This is a genomic window from Streptomyces sp. V1I1 (assembly GCF_030817355.1).
In the GTDB taxonomy this organism is placed as follows: domain Bacteria; phylum Actinomycetota; class Actinomycetes; order Streptomycetales; family Streptomycetaceae; genus Streptomyces.
The window spans coordinates 7,254,839-7,271,287 of record NZ_JAUSZH010000001.1 but is presented as its reverse complement, the minus strand read 5'-3'; the positions used below and the strand labels follow the sequence as shown (position 1 = coordinate 7,271,287).

General features: G+C 70.4%; 15 protein-coding genes and 2 pseudogenes. 10 read left to right on the top strand and 7 right to left on the bottom strand.

What is annotated here, in order from left to right; all coding sequences use genetic code 11:
• Positions 1-56: 56 nt before the first annotated feature.
• From QFZ67_RS34135 to QFZ67_RS34125, 3 genes are all read right to left on the bottom strand, one after another.
• The gene (locus QFZ67_RS34135) at positions 57-1,583 is read right to left on the bottom strand and encodes an AMP-binding protein (protein WP_307664893.1); all 1,527 of its coding nucleotides are present in this window, start codon (positions 1,581-1,583) and stop codon (positions 57-59) included.
• 410 nt (positions 1,584-1,993) lie between these two features.
• Positions 1,994-2,623: an HAD family phosphatase gene (locus tag QFZ67_RS34130; protein ID WP_307664892.1), complete on the bottom strand. Its 630-nt coding sequence runs from the start codon at positions 2,621-2,623 to the stop codon at positions 1,994-1,996.
• Positions 2,624-2,740: 117 nt separating this feature from the next.
• Positions 2,741-3,940, bottom strand: coding sequence for an acetyl-CoA C-acyltransferase (locus QFZ67_RS34125; protein ID WP_307664891.1), 1,200 nt, complete (start codon positions 3,938-3,940; stop codon positions 2,741-2,743).
• A 221-nt stretch (positions 3,941-4,161) separates the two neighbouring features.
• On the opposite strand from QFZ67_RS34125, the gene QFZ67_RS34120 reads away from it, so the two are divergent.
• A complete protein-coding gene (locus QFZ67_RS34120; protein WP_307664890.1) occupies positions 4,162-5,043 on the top strand; it encodes an alpha/beta fold hydrolase in 882 nt (293 codons plus the stop codon).
• A 4-nt stretch (positions 5,044-5,047) separates the two neighbouring features.
• On the top strand, positions 5,048-5,866 hold the full coding sequence (locus QFZ67_RS34115; protein WP_307664889.1) for a hypothetical protein: 819 nt from the start codon (positions 5,048-5,050) through the stop codon (positions 5,864-5,866).
• Between the two features lie 273 nt (positions 5,867-6,139).
• Here the strand turns inward: QFZ67_RS34115 and QFZ67_RS34110 are convergent, their stop codons facing one another.
• A complete protein-coding gene (locus tag QFZ67_RS34110) occupies positions 6,140-6,562 on the bottom strand; it encodes a secondary thiamine-phosphate synthase enzyme YjbQ (RefSeq protein ID WP_307664888.1) in 423 nt (140 codons plus the stop codon).
• Between the two features lie 95 nt (positions 6,563-6,657).
• On the opposite strand from QFZ67_RS34110, the gene QFZ67_RS39200 reads away from it, so the two are divergent.
• Both QFZ67_RS39200 and QFZ67_RS34100 read left to right on the top strand, forming a co-directional pair.
• Positions 6,658-6,738: a putative leader peptide gene (locus tag QFZ67_RS39200; protein WP_373430255.1), complete on the top strand. Its 81-nt coding sequence runs from the start codon at positions 6,658-6,660 to the stop codon at positions 6,736-6,738.
• 415 nt (positions 6,739-7,153) lie between these two features.
• Positions 7,154-7,591, top strand: a pseudogene (locus QFZ67_RS34100) (ATP-binding cassette domain-containing protein); the annotation flags it as partial.
• Positions 7,592-7,770: 179 nt separating this feature from the next.
• Here QFZ67_RS34100 and QFZ67_RS34095 read toward each other — a convergent pair.
• Entirely contained in the window at positions 7,771-8,979 is a 1,209-nt protein-coding gene (locus tag QFZ67_RS34095; RefSeq protein ID WP_307659275.1) for an IS110 family transposase, read from the bottom strand.
• A 314-nt stretch (positions 8,980-9,293) separates the two neighbouring features.
• Positions 9,294-10,199 carry a LysR family transcriptional regulator gene (locus QFZ67_RS34090; protein ID WP_307664887.1) on the bottom strand — a complete coding sequence of 302 codons (906 nt, stop codon included), beginning with the start codon at positions 10,197-10,199 and terminating at the stop codon, positions 9,294-9,296.
• A 152-nt stretch (positions 10,200-10,351) separates the two neighbouring features.
• Here QFZ67_RS34090 and QFZ67_RS34085 point away from each other — a divergent pair, with 152 nt between their 5' ends.
• The 6 genes and pseudogenes from QFZ67_RS34085 (at position 10,352) to QFZ67_RS34060 (ending at position 15,585) form a co-directional block, all read left to right on the top strand.
• Complete coding sequence (locus QFZ67_RS34085) at positions 10,352-10,861, top strand: FAD-binding oxidoreductase (RefSeq protein WP_307664886.1); 510 nt, start codon at positions 10,352-10,354, stop codon at positions 10,859-10,861.
• Positions 10,858-11,193, top strand: a pseudogene (locus QFZ67_RS34080) (NAD(P)/FAD-dependent oxidoreductase); the annotation flags it as partial. The gene QFZ67_RS34085 and the pseudogene QFZ67_RS34080, both read left to right, overlap by 4 nt.
• Positions 11,194-11,266: 73 nt before the next feature.
• Positions 11,267-11,554 carry an FAD-binding oxidoreductase gene (locus QFZ67_RS34075; RefSeq protein WP_307666072.1) on the top strand — a complete coding sequence of 96 codons (288 nt, stop codon included), beginning with the start codon at positions 11,267-11,269 and terminating at the stop codon, positions 11,552-11,554.
• Between the two features lie 33 nt (positions 11,555-11,587).
• A complete protein-coding gene (locus QFZ67_RS34070; protein WP_307664885.1) occupies positions 11,588-12,928 on the top strand; it encodes a VOC family protein in 1,341 nt (446 codons plus the stop codon).
• Positions 12,925-14,460 carry an aldehyde dehydrogenase family protein gene (locus tag QFZ67_RS34065; RefSeq protein WP_307664884.1) on the top strand — a complete coding sequence of 512 codons (1,536 nt, stop codon included), beginning with the start codon at positions 12,925-12,927 and terminating at the stop codon, positions 14,458-14,460. Before QFZ67_RS34070 ends, QFZ67_RS34065 begins: the two co-directional genes overlap by 4 nt.
• A 42-nt stretch (positions 14,461-14,502) precedes the next feature.
• Positions 14,503-15,585: an NAD(P)-binding domain-containing protein gene (locus tag QFZ67_RS34060; RefSeq protein WP_307666071.1), complete on the top strand. Its 1,083-nt coding sequence runs from the start codon at positions 14,503-14,505 to the stop codon at positions 15,583-15,585.
• A gap of 6 nt (positions 15,586-15,591) precedes the next feature.
• Here the strand turns inward: QFZ67_RS34060 and mltG are convergent, their stop codons facing one another.
• On the bottom strand, positions 15,592-16,443 hold the full coding sequence (gene mltG / locus QFZ67_RS34055) for an endolytic transglycosylase MltG (protein WP_307664883.1): 852 nt from the start codon (positions 16,441-16,443) through the stop codon (positions 15,592-15,594).
• Positions 16,444-16,449: the final 6 nt, after the last annotated feature.

Here is a 16,449-nt window from a genome sequence, read left to right as displayed (position 1 = left end):
GTGCGTTCAACGCGGGGAAGGAACCCACGATGCCGGAGGCCGACTGCAACGGATGTTCAGTACCGGCGGGCGGGTACGTCGCCGAGCGCGGGGTCGCGGATCAGCTCCGTACGGTCGATGGAACGCTTGAGGATCTTCCCGCTCGGGCCCTTGGGCAGCGCGTCGACGAACCGGATGATGCGGGGGACCTTGTAGGCGGACAGTCGCTCTCGTGTCCAGCTCGACACCTCGGCGGCACCGAGCTCCGAACCGGGCCGGGCGGCGACGAGCGCGGCGACCTCCTCGCCGTAGTGGTCGTCGGGAACGCCGATCACCGCTGCCTCGACGATGTCCGGGTGCTCGTAGAGAACTTCCTCGACCTCACTCGGGTAGACGTTGTATCCGCCGCGGATGATCAAGTCCTTGATCCGGTCGACGATGCGCAGGTCGCCGTCCGTGTCGGTGTCGCCCAGGTCGCCGGTCCGGAACCAGCCGTCGGGCGAGATTACCGCGGCGGTGTCCGCGGGGCGGTTGAAGTAGCCGCGCATCACCGTGGGTCCCTTGATGTGGATCTCGCCGACCGTACCCGGCGGGCACTCGTTGCCGTCGATGTCACGCACCTGGACCTGCAGCCGCGGTACCGCCCGGCCGGTGTACCCGGTCTTGCCGCCGCGGTCGATGTCGTTGAAGGTGCCGAACGCGGTGGTCTCGGTGAGCCCATAGCCTTCGAGGATGGTGCAGCCGAACCGGGCCTCGAAGGCCCGCGCGATCTCCCCGGGGAGCGACGCGCCGCCGGAGACGGCGATATGGAGTTGGGCGAAGTCCGCCGGGTTCGCATCGCCCGCCGAGTGCAGCATCGCGTTCCACATGGTCGGTACGCCGGCCATGATGGTGAGCCGGTCGCGGCGCAGCATCTCCAGCATCGACGCCGGGTCGAATCGGGCCAGCAACGACATCGAGCCGCCCGCGGTCAAGGTCGCCATCATGACCGACGCCTGGCCGAACACATGGAACAGCGGGAGTCCGGTGCCGGTACGGTCGGCGCTCGATCCGCGGCTGCACTCGGCGCCGATCTCCCCGGCGGACAACAGGTTCCCGACCGTGAGCTGGGCACCCTTCGGCCGCCCTGTCGTACCCGAGGTGTACAGGATGGCCGCGGTCTCGTCGCGGTCCCGGTCGACGACGGGGGCGGGGGCGGCATCGGTGGCCGTCGCGCCGGGGGACAGCGTCCAGGAGGGCACCTTGAGCGTCGCGGCCGCCTCGGCGACGGCGGGGCCGAGGGCGTGCCATGCGATCGCCAACGCGCACCCGGCGTCGCCGAGGACGTATTCGGCTTCGGCCCGGGTGGACATCGTGTTGACCGGCACCACGACACAGCCCGCGGCCTGGATCCCGAGGTAAGCCACCACGAACTCAGGCACCGACGGCGCCGCCAGCAGCACCCGGTCCCCCGGGGACAGGCCTGCGGCGGCCAGGGCGCTCGCGTACCGAACGCTCGTGTCGCGCAGTTGCCGGTAGGTCCAATGTTCCGCGACGCCGCGCAGCGCGATGTTGTCGGGGGTTGCAGCCGCGTGGCGGCAGACCGGGTCGAGAACACTGGCCATGGACGGTGCCTTCCGGGGATGTGAGCAGGTGATGCAGTGCGGGTCTCCCCCTCGCCCCTCAGTAGAATTGAATCCGACCTCGACTTCAAGCCATTCGACGTCGGAAATGCCGGGAGGTGCGTATCACCCAGGCATCTCGCCGTGGACGACGGCGACGCCACCGTCACGAACCGCATACGGCAGCTCATCCGGGAAGGATCCGGCCGGCGGCGGGACTTGAAGGAGGGTGCAGGCGCCGGCCGCCTGGTCGGGCAGAGGTGGTACCGAAGTACGTGAGCACCGCACCGGGCGGGCGCGAGCACCGCCGCTCGGCCCGCGGGCGGTGTCGATCCCGGGTATGACCGGTCTCCCGGACCGGTCTCCCGCGACCGGTCTCCCGTCGATCGACCTCCCGTCGATCGGTCGATCGGTCAGGCGGTGATCCTGAAGCGTTCGGCGAGTTGGCGGCAGGTGTCGGCGGCACCGGTGTGAAGCACACCCTCGATTCCGATCCGCGCCGCTCCGTCGAGGTTCTGCCGCAGATCGTCGATCATGACTGCCTCCTCGGGGGAGACGCCGAGTCGTCCACATGCGATCGCGTAAATCCGCCGGGAGGGCTTGCGGATCCCGACCTCGGCGGAGATGACGACCGCGTCGGCCACAGCGGCGAGGTCGACGCCATCGTAGGTTCCGGTCCCGAAAGAATTGGATACCAGCGCAACGGGATACCCGGCGACGCGAAGATCACCGAGCAGGGCGAGCATGTCCTGGTCGATCGACATTCCGGCTTGCATCCGGGCCGTGAGCCCCTCGGCGGCTACGTCGGCGCCGTGGGCACGGAGACGTTCGGCGAATCCTCGCTCGAAGGCTCCGGCGTCGATACGGCCGCACTCATGGTCGGCCAGGAGGGTGCGCGATGGCTGGTCCCGGCTGAGGAGGTCCAGCGGCAGGCGCGGGTCGCCGCCGAGTGAGGCGCCGAAGTCGGTGAACGCCCGCAACACACTGGAGGTGATGACCCCGCCGAAGTCCACGAGGACCGCGGTTCGGGCCTTTTCCACCACGCTCGACACAGTATCCACACCCTCTCTCGCGGCCGGCTTCCCACCGGCCGATGCGACCGCGGCCGGCTTCCCACCGGCCGTTGCGAGGCAGCCATGGTCCGCCGATTCTCATGAGGACTAAGCGACCTCGAACAGCCCGGCTGCGCCCATTCCGCCGCCGACACACATCGAGATCACTACATATCGGACGCCACGGCGCTTGCCCTCGATCAGGGCGTGCCCCACCAGGCGGGCACCGGTCATTCCGTACGGATGGCCGACCGAGATTCCGCCGCCATTGACGTTGAACCGCTTCGGGTCGATGTTCAGTTCGTCACGGCAGTACAGCGCCTGGGAAGCGAACGCCTCGTTGAGTTCCCACAGACCGATGTCGTCGATGGTGAGGTCGTGCTGCTTCAGCAGTTTCGGAATTGCGAACACCGGACCGATCCCCATCTCGTCCGGCCCGCAACCGGCAACGGCCATACCCCGGTATACGCCCAGCGGCTCCAGTCCGCGGCGCTCGGCTTCCTTCGACTCCATCAACACCGACGCCGAAGCCCCGTCCGACAATTGCGAGGAGTTGCCCGCCGTCACGCTGGAATGCGCGGTCACCTGACCGTCCGGCAGCACCGGCGCCAACCCTGCCAGGCCATCGAGTGTGGTCGACGCGCGGTTGCCCTCGTCCCGGGTCAGGGTCACGGCCTCGTCCCGCACCTCCCCGGACTGCTTGTCCAGGACCTTCTTGACGCTGTCGAGCGCGACGATCTCCTGGTCGAACCGCCCGGCCGCTTGCGCCGCCGCAGTGCGCTGCTGTGACACCAGCGCGAACTCGTCCTGGCGTTCCCGGCTCACGGCGTAGCGTTCGGCGACGATCTCCGCCGTCTGCAACATCGGCATGTAGATACTCGGCTTGTGCTCGACCAGCCAGGGATCCGTCATGCGGTGGGTGTTCATGTGCTCGTTCTGCACCAGGGAGACCGACTCGACACCGCCGCCGACAGCGACCTGCATGCCGTCGCCGACGATCTGCTTGGCGGCCGTCGCAATCGCCATCAGGCCCGACGAGCATTGCCGGTCGATCGTCATCCCCGACACGGAGTCCGGAAGTCCGGCACGGAGAGCGGCCTGGCGGGCGACGTTGCCACCGGATGACCCCTGCTGCATGGCGCAGCCGAAGATCACATCTTCGACCTCGCCTCCCTCGAGCCCGGCGCGCTGCACCGCGTGCGAGAGGGCATGGGCGGCAAGTTCCTGCGCCTGGGTGTCATTGAACGCGCCGCGGTAGGCCTTCCCGATCGGCGTCCGTGCCGTCGAAACGATGACTGCTTCCCTCATGTCGCCTCACTGCTTCCTGTCGGTCCGGTTCGTCTGGGCGGCCGCAGGGTGGCGGGAGCCGGCCTCGCGATGTTTATAGTTGAATTCGACGTCAAGTTCAATAGATCTCTGAGGGAGGGCGGCACGCGGCTGCCGCTGCGGGAACTGCGCGTGTTCTCCACCTTGACAATCCCCCTCCGCAGCTTAAGGCTGACCGACCAGTCGGTATGAAGGGGCGGATCGTGACCGAGCTGAGCATCTCCACCGCTGCGGGCGTGTTCGACGCGACCGTGGCGGGTCCGCCCGAGGGCCGCCCGGTGCTGCTGCTCCACGGCTTCCCGCAGACGCGGCTGGTGTGGCAACGGCAGATCGCGGATTCGGCCGCGCACGGCTACCGGGTGGTGGCACCCGACCAGCGTGGGTACTCTCCCGGGGCCCGCCCCGAGCGGCCCGCGGACTACCGCATGAACTTCCTGGTCGACGATGTGGTCGCGATCACGGAGGAACTGGGCTGGGGGTCGTTCGACCTGGTCGGCCATGACTGGGGAGGCGCGGTGGCGTGGTGGACCGCCGATACCCACCCCGACCGCGTACGTACCCTGACGGTGGTCTCGACCCCGCACCCCGGCGCTCTGGCCACCACCCTGCGTACCGACAAGGACCAGCACGAACGATCGCAGTACATGATCGCCTGGCGTGAAACGCCCGCGACCGAAGAGCGCATGCTGGCAGGCGATGCCGAGGCGCTTCGCGCCACTTACGCCGGAAAGGTCCCACAGGCCAGTGCTGAGGCCTACGTGCGTCACCTCTCCCAGCCGGGTGCTCTCACCGCGGCGCTGAACTGGTACCGGGCCGGCCGCCCCGACGGCGCGATCGGCGTCATCGAGGTGCCCACGCTGTACGTCTGGAGCACCCAGGACAGCGCGTTCGGCCCGGCGGCCGCGCGGGAGTCCGGGCAGTGGGTCAACGGGCCGTACCGGTTCGAGACCCTCCAGGACGTCAGCCACTGGGTCCCCGAGGAGGCGCCCGAAACGCTGAGCCGCCTGCTGCTCGAACATCTGCGGGCGCACGGCGAGTCCGGAACCACAGCGAATACGCACTCTGTCGACTCTCAGAAGAGGTGACCCCGTGAAGACAGCGCGAACAGCCTGGCGCCGACTCGAGCCCGTACACGGCATGATCTACTTCGCCCCCGAGGGAAGGCGACGGTACGCGGACCTCGGACTGAGCGGACGCGCCGGGTACTTCGCCTCCCGGAGCGCCGCCTTCGGCCGAGCATCCGCTGAGCTGGTCATCTCGACCTTCTACAACTTCAACCCCGGTCTCGTACGGAAAGCGGTCGACGGGGTCTGGGACGCGGTGACGCCGCAGCAGGTGCTGGACGCGCGGCACGCCGCCGCGAGCGAGGCCCTGCGACGGGCCGGCATCCACGAACTCCCCGCTTTCGACGAGGTCCTGGCGCTGACCCGCAGGGCCGCCGACGCGGCCTGCGAACACGCGCAGGGCCGCCCGCTGTTCGCCGCGCATGCCGCGCTGCCCTGGCCGGAGGAACCGGTACTGCAGCTGTGGCACGCACAGACGCTGCTCCGGGAGTTCCGTGGAGACGGCCATGTCGCGTGCTTGCTGAGCGAGGGCGTGGGGGGCTTGGAGGCCCTGGTTCTGCACGCTGCCACCGGTGAGGTTCCCGTCGACTTCCTCAAGGGAAGCCGCGCATGGCCCGAGGAGGAGTGGGCCGACACCGAGGAGCGCCTGGGCACGCGAGGTCTCCTCGACGGCGACTCCCTGAGCCCGGAGGGCGTACGCCTGCGCCGGCACATCGAGGACCGCACCGACCGCCTGGCCCTTCCCGCCTACGCTGCCCTGGGTGACGCCGACTGCGAACGTCTCGCCGAACTCGCGAGCCCCTTCGGCCGCGCCGTCGTCGAAGCCGGCCTCCTCAACGGCTGACCTCCGCCCTTCACGCCCCCTCCGCATCGAGCTTGATCTCCTCGAACCGGGCGGCCATGGCCTCGGAGAGGGCCTTGGCCGCTCCCGCGGTTCGTCTTCTTCAGCTGACCAACCGCTCGGTTGCGGATCTCCCGGCGGGTGGGGCGATACAGCTTCTTTGGCCAGCGTGCTTTCAGGGTCCGGCACGGAAATCATCGGCGCCGCAAGCTATTGGAAGACGCGTATCGGCATCGGCTAACACAGCACTCGGGCGCTCCATGGCCCGCCGGCGCGCTACCCGAGGAAGCTCAGCCGCACCTGACGGTCAGGGTTGTCGTGGTTGGTGTCGACGAGGCAGACGGACTGCCAGGTGCCGAGTTCCAGCCGGCCGCCGATCACCGGCAGAGTAGCGTGCGGCGGGACGAGGGCCGGCAGGACATGGTCCCTGCCGTGGCCGGGGCTGCCGTGCCGGTGCTGCCAGCGGTCGTCGGCGGGCAGCAGCGTGTGCAGCGTGGCGAGCAGGTCGTCGTCGCTGCCCGCGCCGGTCTCGATGACGGCAATGCCGGCCGTCGCATGCGGGACGAAGACATTGAGCAGGCCGTCCCTGCCGCCCGCGGTCTCCTGGAGAAACTGCTCGCAGGCGCGGGTCAGATCGGTCACCGTCTCGTCGGAGCCGGTGGAGATGTTCAGGATTCTGGTGGTGAAGGGTCCGGGCATGGGTCCATCATCTCGTTCGTTCCGCAAGACCGCGCGTCCGAGGACCGAGACGCCATTGACCGGATCCGGAACCGGTCGCTACGTTCTGCGACACGTTGCGTACAGCTCTGCTCACCACGCGCGGTCACATCGACCTGCTGCGGGTGGCTTCCGCCGCGTGTTGTCGCGGCTGCTGACGCCTTTTCAGCTTCCTCCTCGTTTGCAGCGCCCTCCCCGCGCGCTCATTCGTTTCTGCTGCCTCACCTCGCCGAGCCCGTGCCCGCGTAGTCGCGCCGTGTACGGGGGCTGAGGCACATCTCCCCCTGCCTGTGGAGCCTCCATGACCGTCGGTCACGCCCCGCCGGATATATCGCTCTTTTCCCAGAACTCGACATCCCCCGAATCCCCCGAACTGGAACTGGAGCCGGTTAGTCCCGCCTCGGGCCCCGGATCGCGCCGTCGCTCCGTACCGCGCTGGCTGCGGCGCACCGTTGGCCCGCTGCTGCTCCTCACCCTGTGGCAGGTGTTCAGCGCGACCGGAGTCCTGCACCGGGACACGCTCGCCTCGCCCGGCACCATCGCCCGCGCGGCGGGCGAGCTCATCGCGGACGGCTCGGGCTTCCCGGCAAGCCGGAAAGGGCCGTGGCCCAGAGCGCGTTGGAGGAGGTCGGGCTCGGCCATCGCTCCGGGGCCTGACCCAAGACGCTCTCGGGCGGCGAGGCCCAGCGCGCGTCGCTGGCGCGGGCGCTGGTGCGCGAGCCGGATCTGCTGCTGCTGGACGAGCCGTTCGGGGCGCTCGACGCGCTGACCAGGCTGAAGGCGCAGCAGCTGGTCGCCGAATTGTGGCAGCGCCGCGGCTGCGCGGTGCTGCTGGTCACCCATGACGTGGGCGAGGCGCTGCTGCTCGCGGACCGGGCGCTGGTGATGCGGGACGGCGTCATCGCGTACGAGACGCCGGTCGCGCTGGACCGTCCGCGTGCCGTCGGCGATCCGGCCTTTGCCGCGTTGCGCTCGCGGCTGCTCACCGAACTCGGCGTCGACGAGCCCGCCGCTCAGCCGTCGGCCTCCTGCACCTCCTCTCACCAGAAAGTCACGAACCCTGATGAAACGCATCCTTCCCGCCGCTCTGCTGCTCTCCCTCTCCCCGCTGCTCGGCGTCCCGGCGACGAACGGCCGCCCGGCATCGGCCCCGGGGGGTGCCTCTATGTCCTTCGTCAAGCCTGCGTGGGTCATGCGGGGGTCGCTTCCGGGGTGCGTGACTCGTAGAAGGTTCCGTCTCGGAGCATGGCGAACAGGACGCTGATGCGGTGGCGGGCGAGCCGGAGGAGGGCTTGGGTGTGGGTTTTGCCGCGGGCTCGCTGCCGGTCGTAGTAGCTGCGGGAGGCGGGGTCGTGCAGGGCCGCGAAGGCGGAGAGGAACATGGCGCGTTTGAGGAGTCGGTTGCCTGTTCTGGGGGCGTGTTCGCCGTGGATGGACGATCCGGAGGACTTCGTGGCCGGGGCAAGGCCGGCGTAGGAGGCCAAGTGGGCGGCGGTCGGGAAGGACGATCCGTCGCCGATGGTGACCAGCAAGGTGGCGGCGGTCCTGACACCGACTCCGGGCATCGAGGTCAGGACCTGGGAAAGAGGGTGCGACTCCAGCAGCTCGCTGATCTGGGCTTCCAGAGCGCGTCGTTGTTCGTGGACGGCGGCGAGCGAGCGGGCCAGCGAGGGCACCACCACGTCCAGGGTGGTGGTGCCCGGGACGACGACGGTCTGTTCGTCGAGCGCGTCGAAGATGTCGTTGACCAGGCGTTCGGCCATGCGCGGGGCCTTGGGCCGTATCAGGTTCACGAGCCTGCGGCGTCCGGCCTTGCGCAGGGCGGCGGGCGAGCCGAAGCGTTCCAGCAGGTGCGTCACAGCCTGGTGGTCCAGGCGGGGCCCCAGTACTCGCTCCAGGCTCGGGTGGAACTGGGTGAGCAGGCCGCGGAGCCGGTTGCTGGTGCGGGTGGCCTCGGCGGCGAGGTCCTGGTCGAAGCCGGTCAGGACGGTCAGCTGGGCCGCGGTCTCGTCGGCCAGTTCCAGGGCCCGCAGGGTGTGAGGCATGGTGCGGGCGGCGTCCGCGATCACGTGCGCGTCGCGGGCATCGGTCTTTGCCTCACCGGGATACAAATCGGCGATCCGCCGCATCGCCAGCCCTGGCAGGTAGGCCACGTGGCAGCCGGCGTCCCGGGCCACCGCGAGCGGCAGGGCGCCGATCGATGCGGGCTGGTCCACGATGACCAGCACGCGGCCGAACCTGGCCGTGAGCTTGTCGAACACGGCCCGCAGTTTCGGCTCGCTGTTGGGCAGCCGCTTGTCGTAGACGGTCTTGCCGCCCGCTGTCAGGCCGTGGCCGTGGTGGTCGCCCTTGCCGACGTCCAGGCCGAGGAAGACCGCGATTTCACCGGTGTCGAGCACCGCACCCCCCGAGGGTGGTCGTTCCGTCCCGGCCTCACCCACCGGCACCGAGCGCGCGCATCCACGTTACGCAGACCTGCCACCCTTCAACGGCCGGGCGTTGCGCTCGGCCGGGTGACGGTCGGGCCTCTCATCAGCGGTCAGACGGTGCCCCGGACCCGGTGACACCACCCCCCAGGTCATCGCTTCGACAGGGGGCAACAGTCATGCCGGGCCCGGAGGCCAGGAGCCCCGTTTCAGGGCCACGAAGAAAGTAACGGGGCGCCCCGCTGCTGATCGCGGGCGGGCGGTAGGGGGCGCCCCCCCGTCGCCCTTCAGTGACCCGTCGTCGCCGCGCGGCGCAGCGCCTCGATCAGGACCTCCACCGACGGCCGCCCGCGGGACGCGGCCCGTACGGCCACCACCACATGGCGTTCGACGACGTCGTGGAGCGGGACCGGGGCGATGCCCTCCGAGCGCAGTCGCAGCATGAGCCCGGTCAGCGGGGCCAGACCGAGCCCCGCACCGGCCATCGCCAGTGAGGTCGCGGTGTCGGTGACCTCGTGGACGACGCGCGGTTCGAACCCGGCCCGGCGGCAGGCCGTGCGCACAGCACGTCCGTAGTACGACTCGGGAGCAGGCAGGATCCACTCCCGCTCGGCCAGCTCGGTCAGCCGCCAGGCCGTCCCGGCCGGCGGCGCGTCCGGCGTCGGCACAGCCACGGAGAACCGCTCGGAGTGGAGCCGTACCAGTTCAGAGTCCTCGTCCCGGGCGAGCGGGGCGTCCGGGTAGTCCAGTCCGAGGGCCAGGTCGACCCGCCCGGCGGAGACCTCCGCATGCGCCTGGTCGACGTCCACCTCCTGGCTGACCACCCGTACGCCCGGGTGATGCTCGCCGAGCCAGCGCAAGGCGGGCGGCAGGAACGCGGCCGCCGCCGTGCCGAACACTCCCAGCCGCAGCCGCGCCGCGATCTCCGTGCGAGTGCGCTCTATCGCGGCCGCCGCCTCGGCCTGGACCCGCAGGATGTGCCCGGCGTGGACGACCAGGGTGTGCCCGGCGTCCGTGAGCTCGACCCGGCGCCCGACCCGCCGTATCAGTTGCGCGCCCGCGGTCCGCTCCAGCTGGGCGATCTGCTGGGAGATCGCGCCGGGGGTGTAGCCGAGGGCTGCCGCGGCAGCGGTCATCGTGCCGCAGCGGGCGAGTTCGACCAGCGCGCGCAGATGTACTCCGCCCAGTTCCATAGAGAGGATCTAAAAGATCGACTGCTGAAACTGTCAATGGACGCGAAGAGTCGGCGGCGTCCACCATGGCTCTCACCGCACGGACTCCGCCTCATACCGCCCCCTACCGGGATGCATACCGGGATGTATCGAGCAGACGGGACGGCTCTTTCATGGTTCACAGTGCTCTCCGTTCGGATTCCGCTCCCTCCGCTCCCCTTCCCGCGACCGCGGACGTCGTCATCGTCGGCGGTGGCGTCGTCGGGGCGAGCGTCGCCTTCCACCTGGCCGAGGCCGGGGTCAGGGATGTCCTGGTGGTGGAGCGCGACGAGCCGGCGTCCGGCTCGTCGGGCAAGCCCATCGGCGGGATTCGCGCGCAGTTCTCGGATCCGCTCAACATCCGGCTGGGGCAGCGCAGCCTGGAGGCCTGGCGCGCGTTCACCACCCGCCCGGGGGCCGACATCGGGATAGACAGCGTCGGCTATCTCTTCCTCCTCGGCAGCGAGGCGGAGGTGGCGACCTTCCAGCAGGGCGTAGGCGTACAGAACGAACTCCGCGTCCCCAGCAGGATCATCACGCCCCGCGCGGCGCACGAACTCTGCCCCTTCCTCGAACCGCGCTCGATCGTCGCGGCCGCCTACTCCCCCGCCGAAACGGCTACGCACTGCCGAAGGCGGCGGTGAACGGCTATCTGCGCGCGGCCCAGCGGCTCGGCGTGACGGTCCGTACGCACACCACCGTCACCGGAATCGACGTCGACGGCGGACAGGTGCGGGCGGTGCGGACGACATCGGGGAAGGTGCGCACCCGGGCGGTGGTCTGCGCCGCGGGCCCCTGGTCGGCGGCCGTCGGCGCGATGGCGGGGGTGGACCTCCCCGTCACCCCGCTGCGCCGGCAGATCGCCCTGACCGGTCCGCTGACGCCCGCCCCGCCGCGGATCCCCTTCACGCTCGACTTCGCCTCGACGCTCTACTTCCATAACGACGGTGCGGGCGGCCTGATCCTCGGCCTCTCCGACCCGCGCCAGGAGCCGGGCTTCGGGCGGGAGTTCAGCCGGGAGTGGCTGGAGCCGTTCCGCGAGGCGCGCGCTGCGGCGGGCGCCGACGCTGGCGGGGCTGGAGGCGAAGAACGGCTGGGCGGGGCTGTACGAGATGACGCCCGACCGCAATGCGCTGATCGGCCGGGCGGGGGAAGTGAGCGGCTTCCTGTATGCCACCGGCTTCTCCGGGCACGGGTTTCTACAGGCGCCCGCGGTCGGCGAGATCGTCCGCGACCTCTATCTGGACAGGACGCCGTTCATCGATGTCGGACCACTCTCCGCGGCCCGCTTCGAGGGGCATGCCGCGGCCGTCCGCCCCGAGGCCCACATCATCTGACCCCCGTCCCCACTGGACCGGAAGGAGGAATCGGTGATCCCCACCTGGCGGCTACGGGCCGCGTTCGCCCGTCGGCTCTCCGACATGTACGGCACGGAGGTCCCCGCGTACACCACTCTTCTGGAGGTGTCGGCGCAGGTCAACGACGAGGTGATCGGCAAGGACGGGGACGCGGGACGGCTCGGCGGCATCGAGCGCGTCACGGCGGAGCGGCACGGCGCCATCCGCGTCGGCACGGCGCGCGAGATGCGCCAGGCCGCCCAGATCTTCGCCGCGCTGGGCATGGAGCCGGTGGGCTTCTACGACCTCCGTGAAGCCGCGGCCAGCGCGGTCCCGGTCGTCTCCACCGCGTTCCGGCCCATCGACGCCGAGGAGCTGGAACGCAACCCCTTCCGGGTCTTCACCTCCATGCTCACCACCGCCGACCGCCGGTTCTTCGACGCCGGGCTGGAGGCCCGCCTCGAGTCGTTCCTGGGCCGGCGTGAACTCTTCCCGCCCGAGCTCATCGACCTGGCAGCGCGCGCCGAGCGGGAACAGGGCCTCGACGAGCCGCAGGCGGAGCGCTTCCTCACCCTGGCGGTGGCCGCCTTCGAACTGTCCCCGGAGCCGGTGGACCGTGCCTGGTACGCCGAGCTGGAACGGGTCTCCGCCGTCGCCGCCGACATCGGCGGCGTCAGCAGCACCCATATCAACCACCTCACACCGCGGGTGCTCGACATCGACGAGCTCTACCGGCGCATGGGCGAGCGCGGCATCACGATGATCGACCGGATCCAGGGGCCGCCGCACTGGGACGGTCCAGATGTGCTGCTGCGCCAGACGTCGTTCCGCGCGCTGGCCGAGCCGCGCCGCTTCCGCGAGCCGGACGGCAGCGTCGGCGAAGGTTCCCTGCGGGTGCGCTTCGGCGAGGTCGAGGCGCGCGGCATCGCGCTCACCCGGGCGGGCCGAGCCCTCTACGACGAGCTGATCGGCGAGCCCGCCGAGGTCTGGGCCACCCGCTTCCCGCGCACCGAACGCCAACTGGCCGTCCAGGAAAAGGCGTTCTTCCGCTACGAGCCGACAGGCGACCGGCCCCGGGACGGCCGCACCCCGCCGCAGGATCTCGCGGGCCTCGTCGACGGCGACTGGGTGAGCGCCAACCCCATCGTCTACGAGGACTTCCTGCCCCGGTCGGCCGCCGGGATCTTCCAGTCGAACCTCACCGACAAGGGCACCAGGAACTCCACCGCCTTGGGCGCTCACTACGACCAGCAGTGGCTCTCCGGCGTACTGGAGCGCCCCGTCCACGACCCCTTCGACCTCTACGCCGCTGAGCAGGACAGTTTACTTCGGCAGGCCCGCCAGGCCCTCGGACTCCCCAAGGACACGCCTTGACCAGCAACAGCACCACGCTTCCCGACAACGACTCGCTGCGCGCCCGGGCCCGGGAGAGCCTGCTGCGCTGCGGCGCCGGGCTGCCCGCGGGCGGCGACGTCATCGCCCGTACGCCGCTTACCGGCGCCACTTTGTTCACGCTGCCCGCCACCACGCCCGAGCAGGCCGACGCGGCGATCGGCGCGGCCGGTGAGGCTTTCCGGCAGTGGCGCACGGTACCCGCGCCGCAGCGCGGGGCGCTGGTGAAGCGGCTGGGCGAACTGCTTACCGAGCACAAGGAGCACCTCGCCGATCTGGTCACCATCGAGGCCGGCAAGATCCGTTCCGAGGCGCTCGGCGAAGTACAGGAAATGATCGACATCTGTGACTTCGCGGTCGGTCTCTCCCGGCAGCTCTACGGGCGGACCATGGCGTCCGAGCGGCCGGGCCACCGGCTCTCGGAGAGCTGGCACCCCCTCGGCGTGGTCGGAGTGATCTCGGCCTTCAACTTCCCGGTCGCCGTCTGGTCGTGGAACACCGCGATCGCCCTGGTCTGCGGTGACACCGTCGTCTGGAAGCCCTCGGAGCTGACTCCGCTGACCGCTCTGGCCTGCGACGCCCTGCTCGCCCGCGCCGCCGCCGACACCGGTGCGCCCGCGGGCGTGCACCGGCTCCTCCTGGGCGGCCGTCAGACGGGCGAGCGGCTGGTCGACGACGCGCGCGTCGCGCTGGTGAGCGCGACCGGATCGGTCCGGATGGGGCGCGAGGTCGCCCCTCGGGTGGCCGCCCGCTTCGGCCGCTGTCTGCTCGAACTGGGCGGCAACAACGCGGCGATCGTCACCCCGTCCGCCGACCTCGACCTCGCGGTGCGCGGGATCGTCTTCTCCGCGGCGGGCACCGCGGGCCAGCGCTGCACCACCCTGCGCCGGCTGATCGTCCACGAGGACGTCGCCGAGCAGCTGCTGGAGAAGGTCGTCCACGCGTACGGGCAGCTGCCGGTCGGCGACCCGTTCGAGGAAACCACCCTGGTGGGCCCGCTGATCTCCGGTACGGCGCACCACGCGATGGCCGAGGCGCTGACGGCGGCCGAGGCCGACGGCGGGAAGATCCTCACCGGCGGCGACCGGCAGCTGGCGGAGCAGGCGCCCGACGCGGCGTATGTGCGGCCCGCGGTCGTACGGATGCCCGCGCAGACGGCCGTCGTACGCCGGGAGACCTTCGCCCCGATCCTCTATGTGCTCACCTACCGGACCCTGGAGGAGGCGGTCGCGCTTCACAACGGCGTCCCGCAGGGCCTGTCGTCCAGCATCTTCACGCAGGACCAGCGGGAGGCGGAGCGCTTCCTGGCCTCCGACGGCTCGGACTGTGGCATCGCCAATGTGAACATCGGCACCTCGGGCGCAGAGATCGGCGGGGCCTTCGGCGGCGAGAAGGAGACCGGCGGCGGGCGCGAGTCGGGCTCGGACGCCTGGCGGGCGTACATGCGCCGGGCGACGAACACGGTGAACTACTCGGACAGCCTGCCCCTGGCGCAGGGAGTCAACTTCCTGTAGGTGCGTGGGAAGATCCACGGCCCCGGCGCGGTTGGTAGAAGCGTGAACAACTTCGGGGCGCGGGACGTGGACGTGGTCGTCATCGGCGCCGGACAGGCCGGCCTGTCCGGCGCCTATCATCTGCGGCGCGCCGGTCTGGTTCCGGACCGCGACTTCGTGGTGCTCGACCACGCCCCGCGAGCGGGCGGTGCCTGGCAGTTCCGCTGGCCATCGCTGACGTACGGCAAAGTGCACGGCATGCACGCGCTGCCTGGCATGGAGCTGACCGGCGCGGACGAGGCGCGGCCCTCCTCCGAGGTGATCGGTGCGTACTTCTCGGCGTACGAGGAGCGCTTCGAGCTGCGCGTCCACCGGCCCGTCGACGTCACCGCGGTACACGAGGGCGAGGGCGGGCGGCTGCTCGTGGAGACCTCGGAGGAGACCTGGTCGACGCGGGCGCTGATCAATGCGACCGGCACCTGGGACCGCCCGTTCTGGCCGCGCTACCCCGGCCAGGAGACGTTCCGGGGACGGCAGTTGCACACAGTGAACTACCCCGGGCCGGAGGAGTTCGCCGGGCAGCGCGTGGTGGTGGTCGGCGGCGGGTCCTCGGGGACCCAGCATCTGATGGAGATCGCGGAGGAGGCGGCGGACACCACCTGGGTGACACGGCGGCCGCCCGTCTTCCGCGAGGGCCCGTTCAACGAGGACTACGGGCGGGCGGCGGTGGCCATGGTGGAGGAGCGCGTACGCCGCGGGCTGCCGCCGCAGAGCGTGGTCTCGGTGACCGGGCTGCCGCTCAACGACGCCGTGCGGCGCGCCCGCGAGTCGGGGGTCCTGGACCGGCAGCCGATGTTCGACCGGATCACGCCGACTGGAGTGGCCTGGGACGACGGGCGGACGGTGGAGGCGGATGTGATCCTGTGGGCGACCGGTTTCCGCGCGGCGATCGACCATCTCGCGCCACTGAAGCTGCGCGAGCCGGGCGGCGGCATCCAGGTCGATGGCACTCGTGCCGTACGGGACGCACGCATCCATCTTGTCGGATACGGGCCTTCGGCATCGACGATCGGCGCCAACCGCGCCGGGCGGGCCGCGGTCCGCGAGATCATGCGGCTGCTGGAGGGCGAAGCGGCACTGGTGTGACGGCAGTCAGCGGCCGCTGCTCGCGCTTGAGCGGTTGGCGTTGAACTGCTCGACGTTGCGCAGGTGCTCCCGATAACTGGCGGTGAAGCGGGTGTCCCCCGGCGCGACGGTGACGAAGTAGAGCCAGTCCCCGGGCGTCGGATTGATCGCCGCGTGCATCGCCTGCTCCCCCGGGTTGCCGATGGGGGTGGGCGGAAGGCCCGTGCGTTCATAGCTGTTGTAGGGGCTGTCGATCTTCGTGTCTGCGGCCGTGGTGTCCAAAGTGCTGCGATTCAGCGCGTAGTTCAGGGTCGAGTCCATCTGGAGCGGCATCCCGTCGGTGAGCCGGTTGTAGATGACCCGGGCGACCTTTCCCATGTCCCGGGGTGTGTCTGCCTCGGCCTGCACGATGCTGGCGATGTTCACCGTCTGATAGATCGTCACGCCGCTGCGCTGTGCGCCGCTGCTGATGTGGTCGGCCCCGAACCGCTGATTGGCCGTGTTGACCATGTAGCTGAGCAGGCTCGCCGGCGTGGTCTTGTCGTCGATGGGATACGTGGCGGGGAAGAGGTAGCCCTCGGGGTTGCCCTTGGCATCGGCGGGCAGCTTCAGCGTCGCCGTGCCGACGGCCTTCCGGGTGGTGCCGGGCTGCTTGCCGAGGGCCTTGTCGACGGCCGCGTAGACCTGCGAGGCACGCCAGCCCTCGGGGATCAGCAGCGAGGCCTTCTTCTCCTCCTCCTTGGCCGGCCGCAGCAGCAGCGGCACCAGCACCGCAGCCGCCGCGATGACGACGACCGCGCTCACGATCAGGACCAGCCGGCCACGGCGGGTCAGGCGGAACCTGCGCCCGGGCTGGGCCGGCGGGGGTTCGTTCATCATGCGGGC

Bases quoted from the DNA above. Each gene is read 5' to 3' on its own strand.
- QFZ67_RS34135 (WP_307664893.1), bottom strand. From the start codon at position 1,583: ATGGCCAGTGTTCTCGACCCGGTCTGCCGCCACGCGGCTGCAACCCCC.
- QFZ67_RS34125 (WP_307664891.1), bottom strand. From the start codon at position 3,940: ATGAGGGAAGCAGTCATCGTTTCGACGGCACGGACGCCGATCGGGAAG.
- QFZ67_RS34110 (WP_307664888.1), bottom strand. From the start codon at position 6,562: ATGCCCGGACCCTTCACCACCAGAATCCTGAACATCTCCACCGGCTCC.
- QFZ67_RS34090 (WP_307664887.1), bottom strand. From the start codon at position 10,199: ATGGAACTGGGCGGAGTACATCTGCGCGCGCTGGTCGAACTCGCCCGC.
- QFZ67_RS34085 (WP_307664886.1), top strand. From the start codon at position 10,352: ATGGTTCACAGTGCTCTCCGTTCGGATTCCGCTCCCTCCGCTCCCCTT.
- mltG (WP_307664883.1), bottom strand. From the start codon at position 16,443: ATGATGAACGAACCCCCGCCGGCCCAGCCCGGGCGCAGGTTCCGCCTG.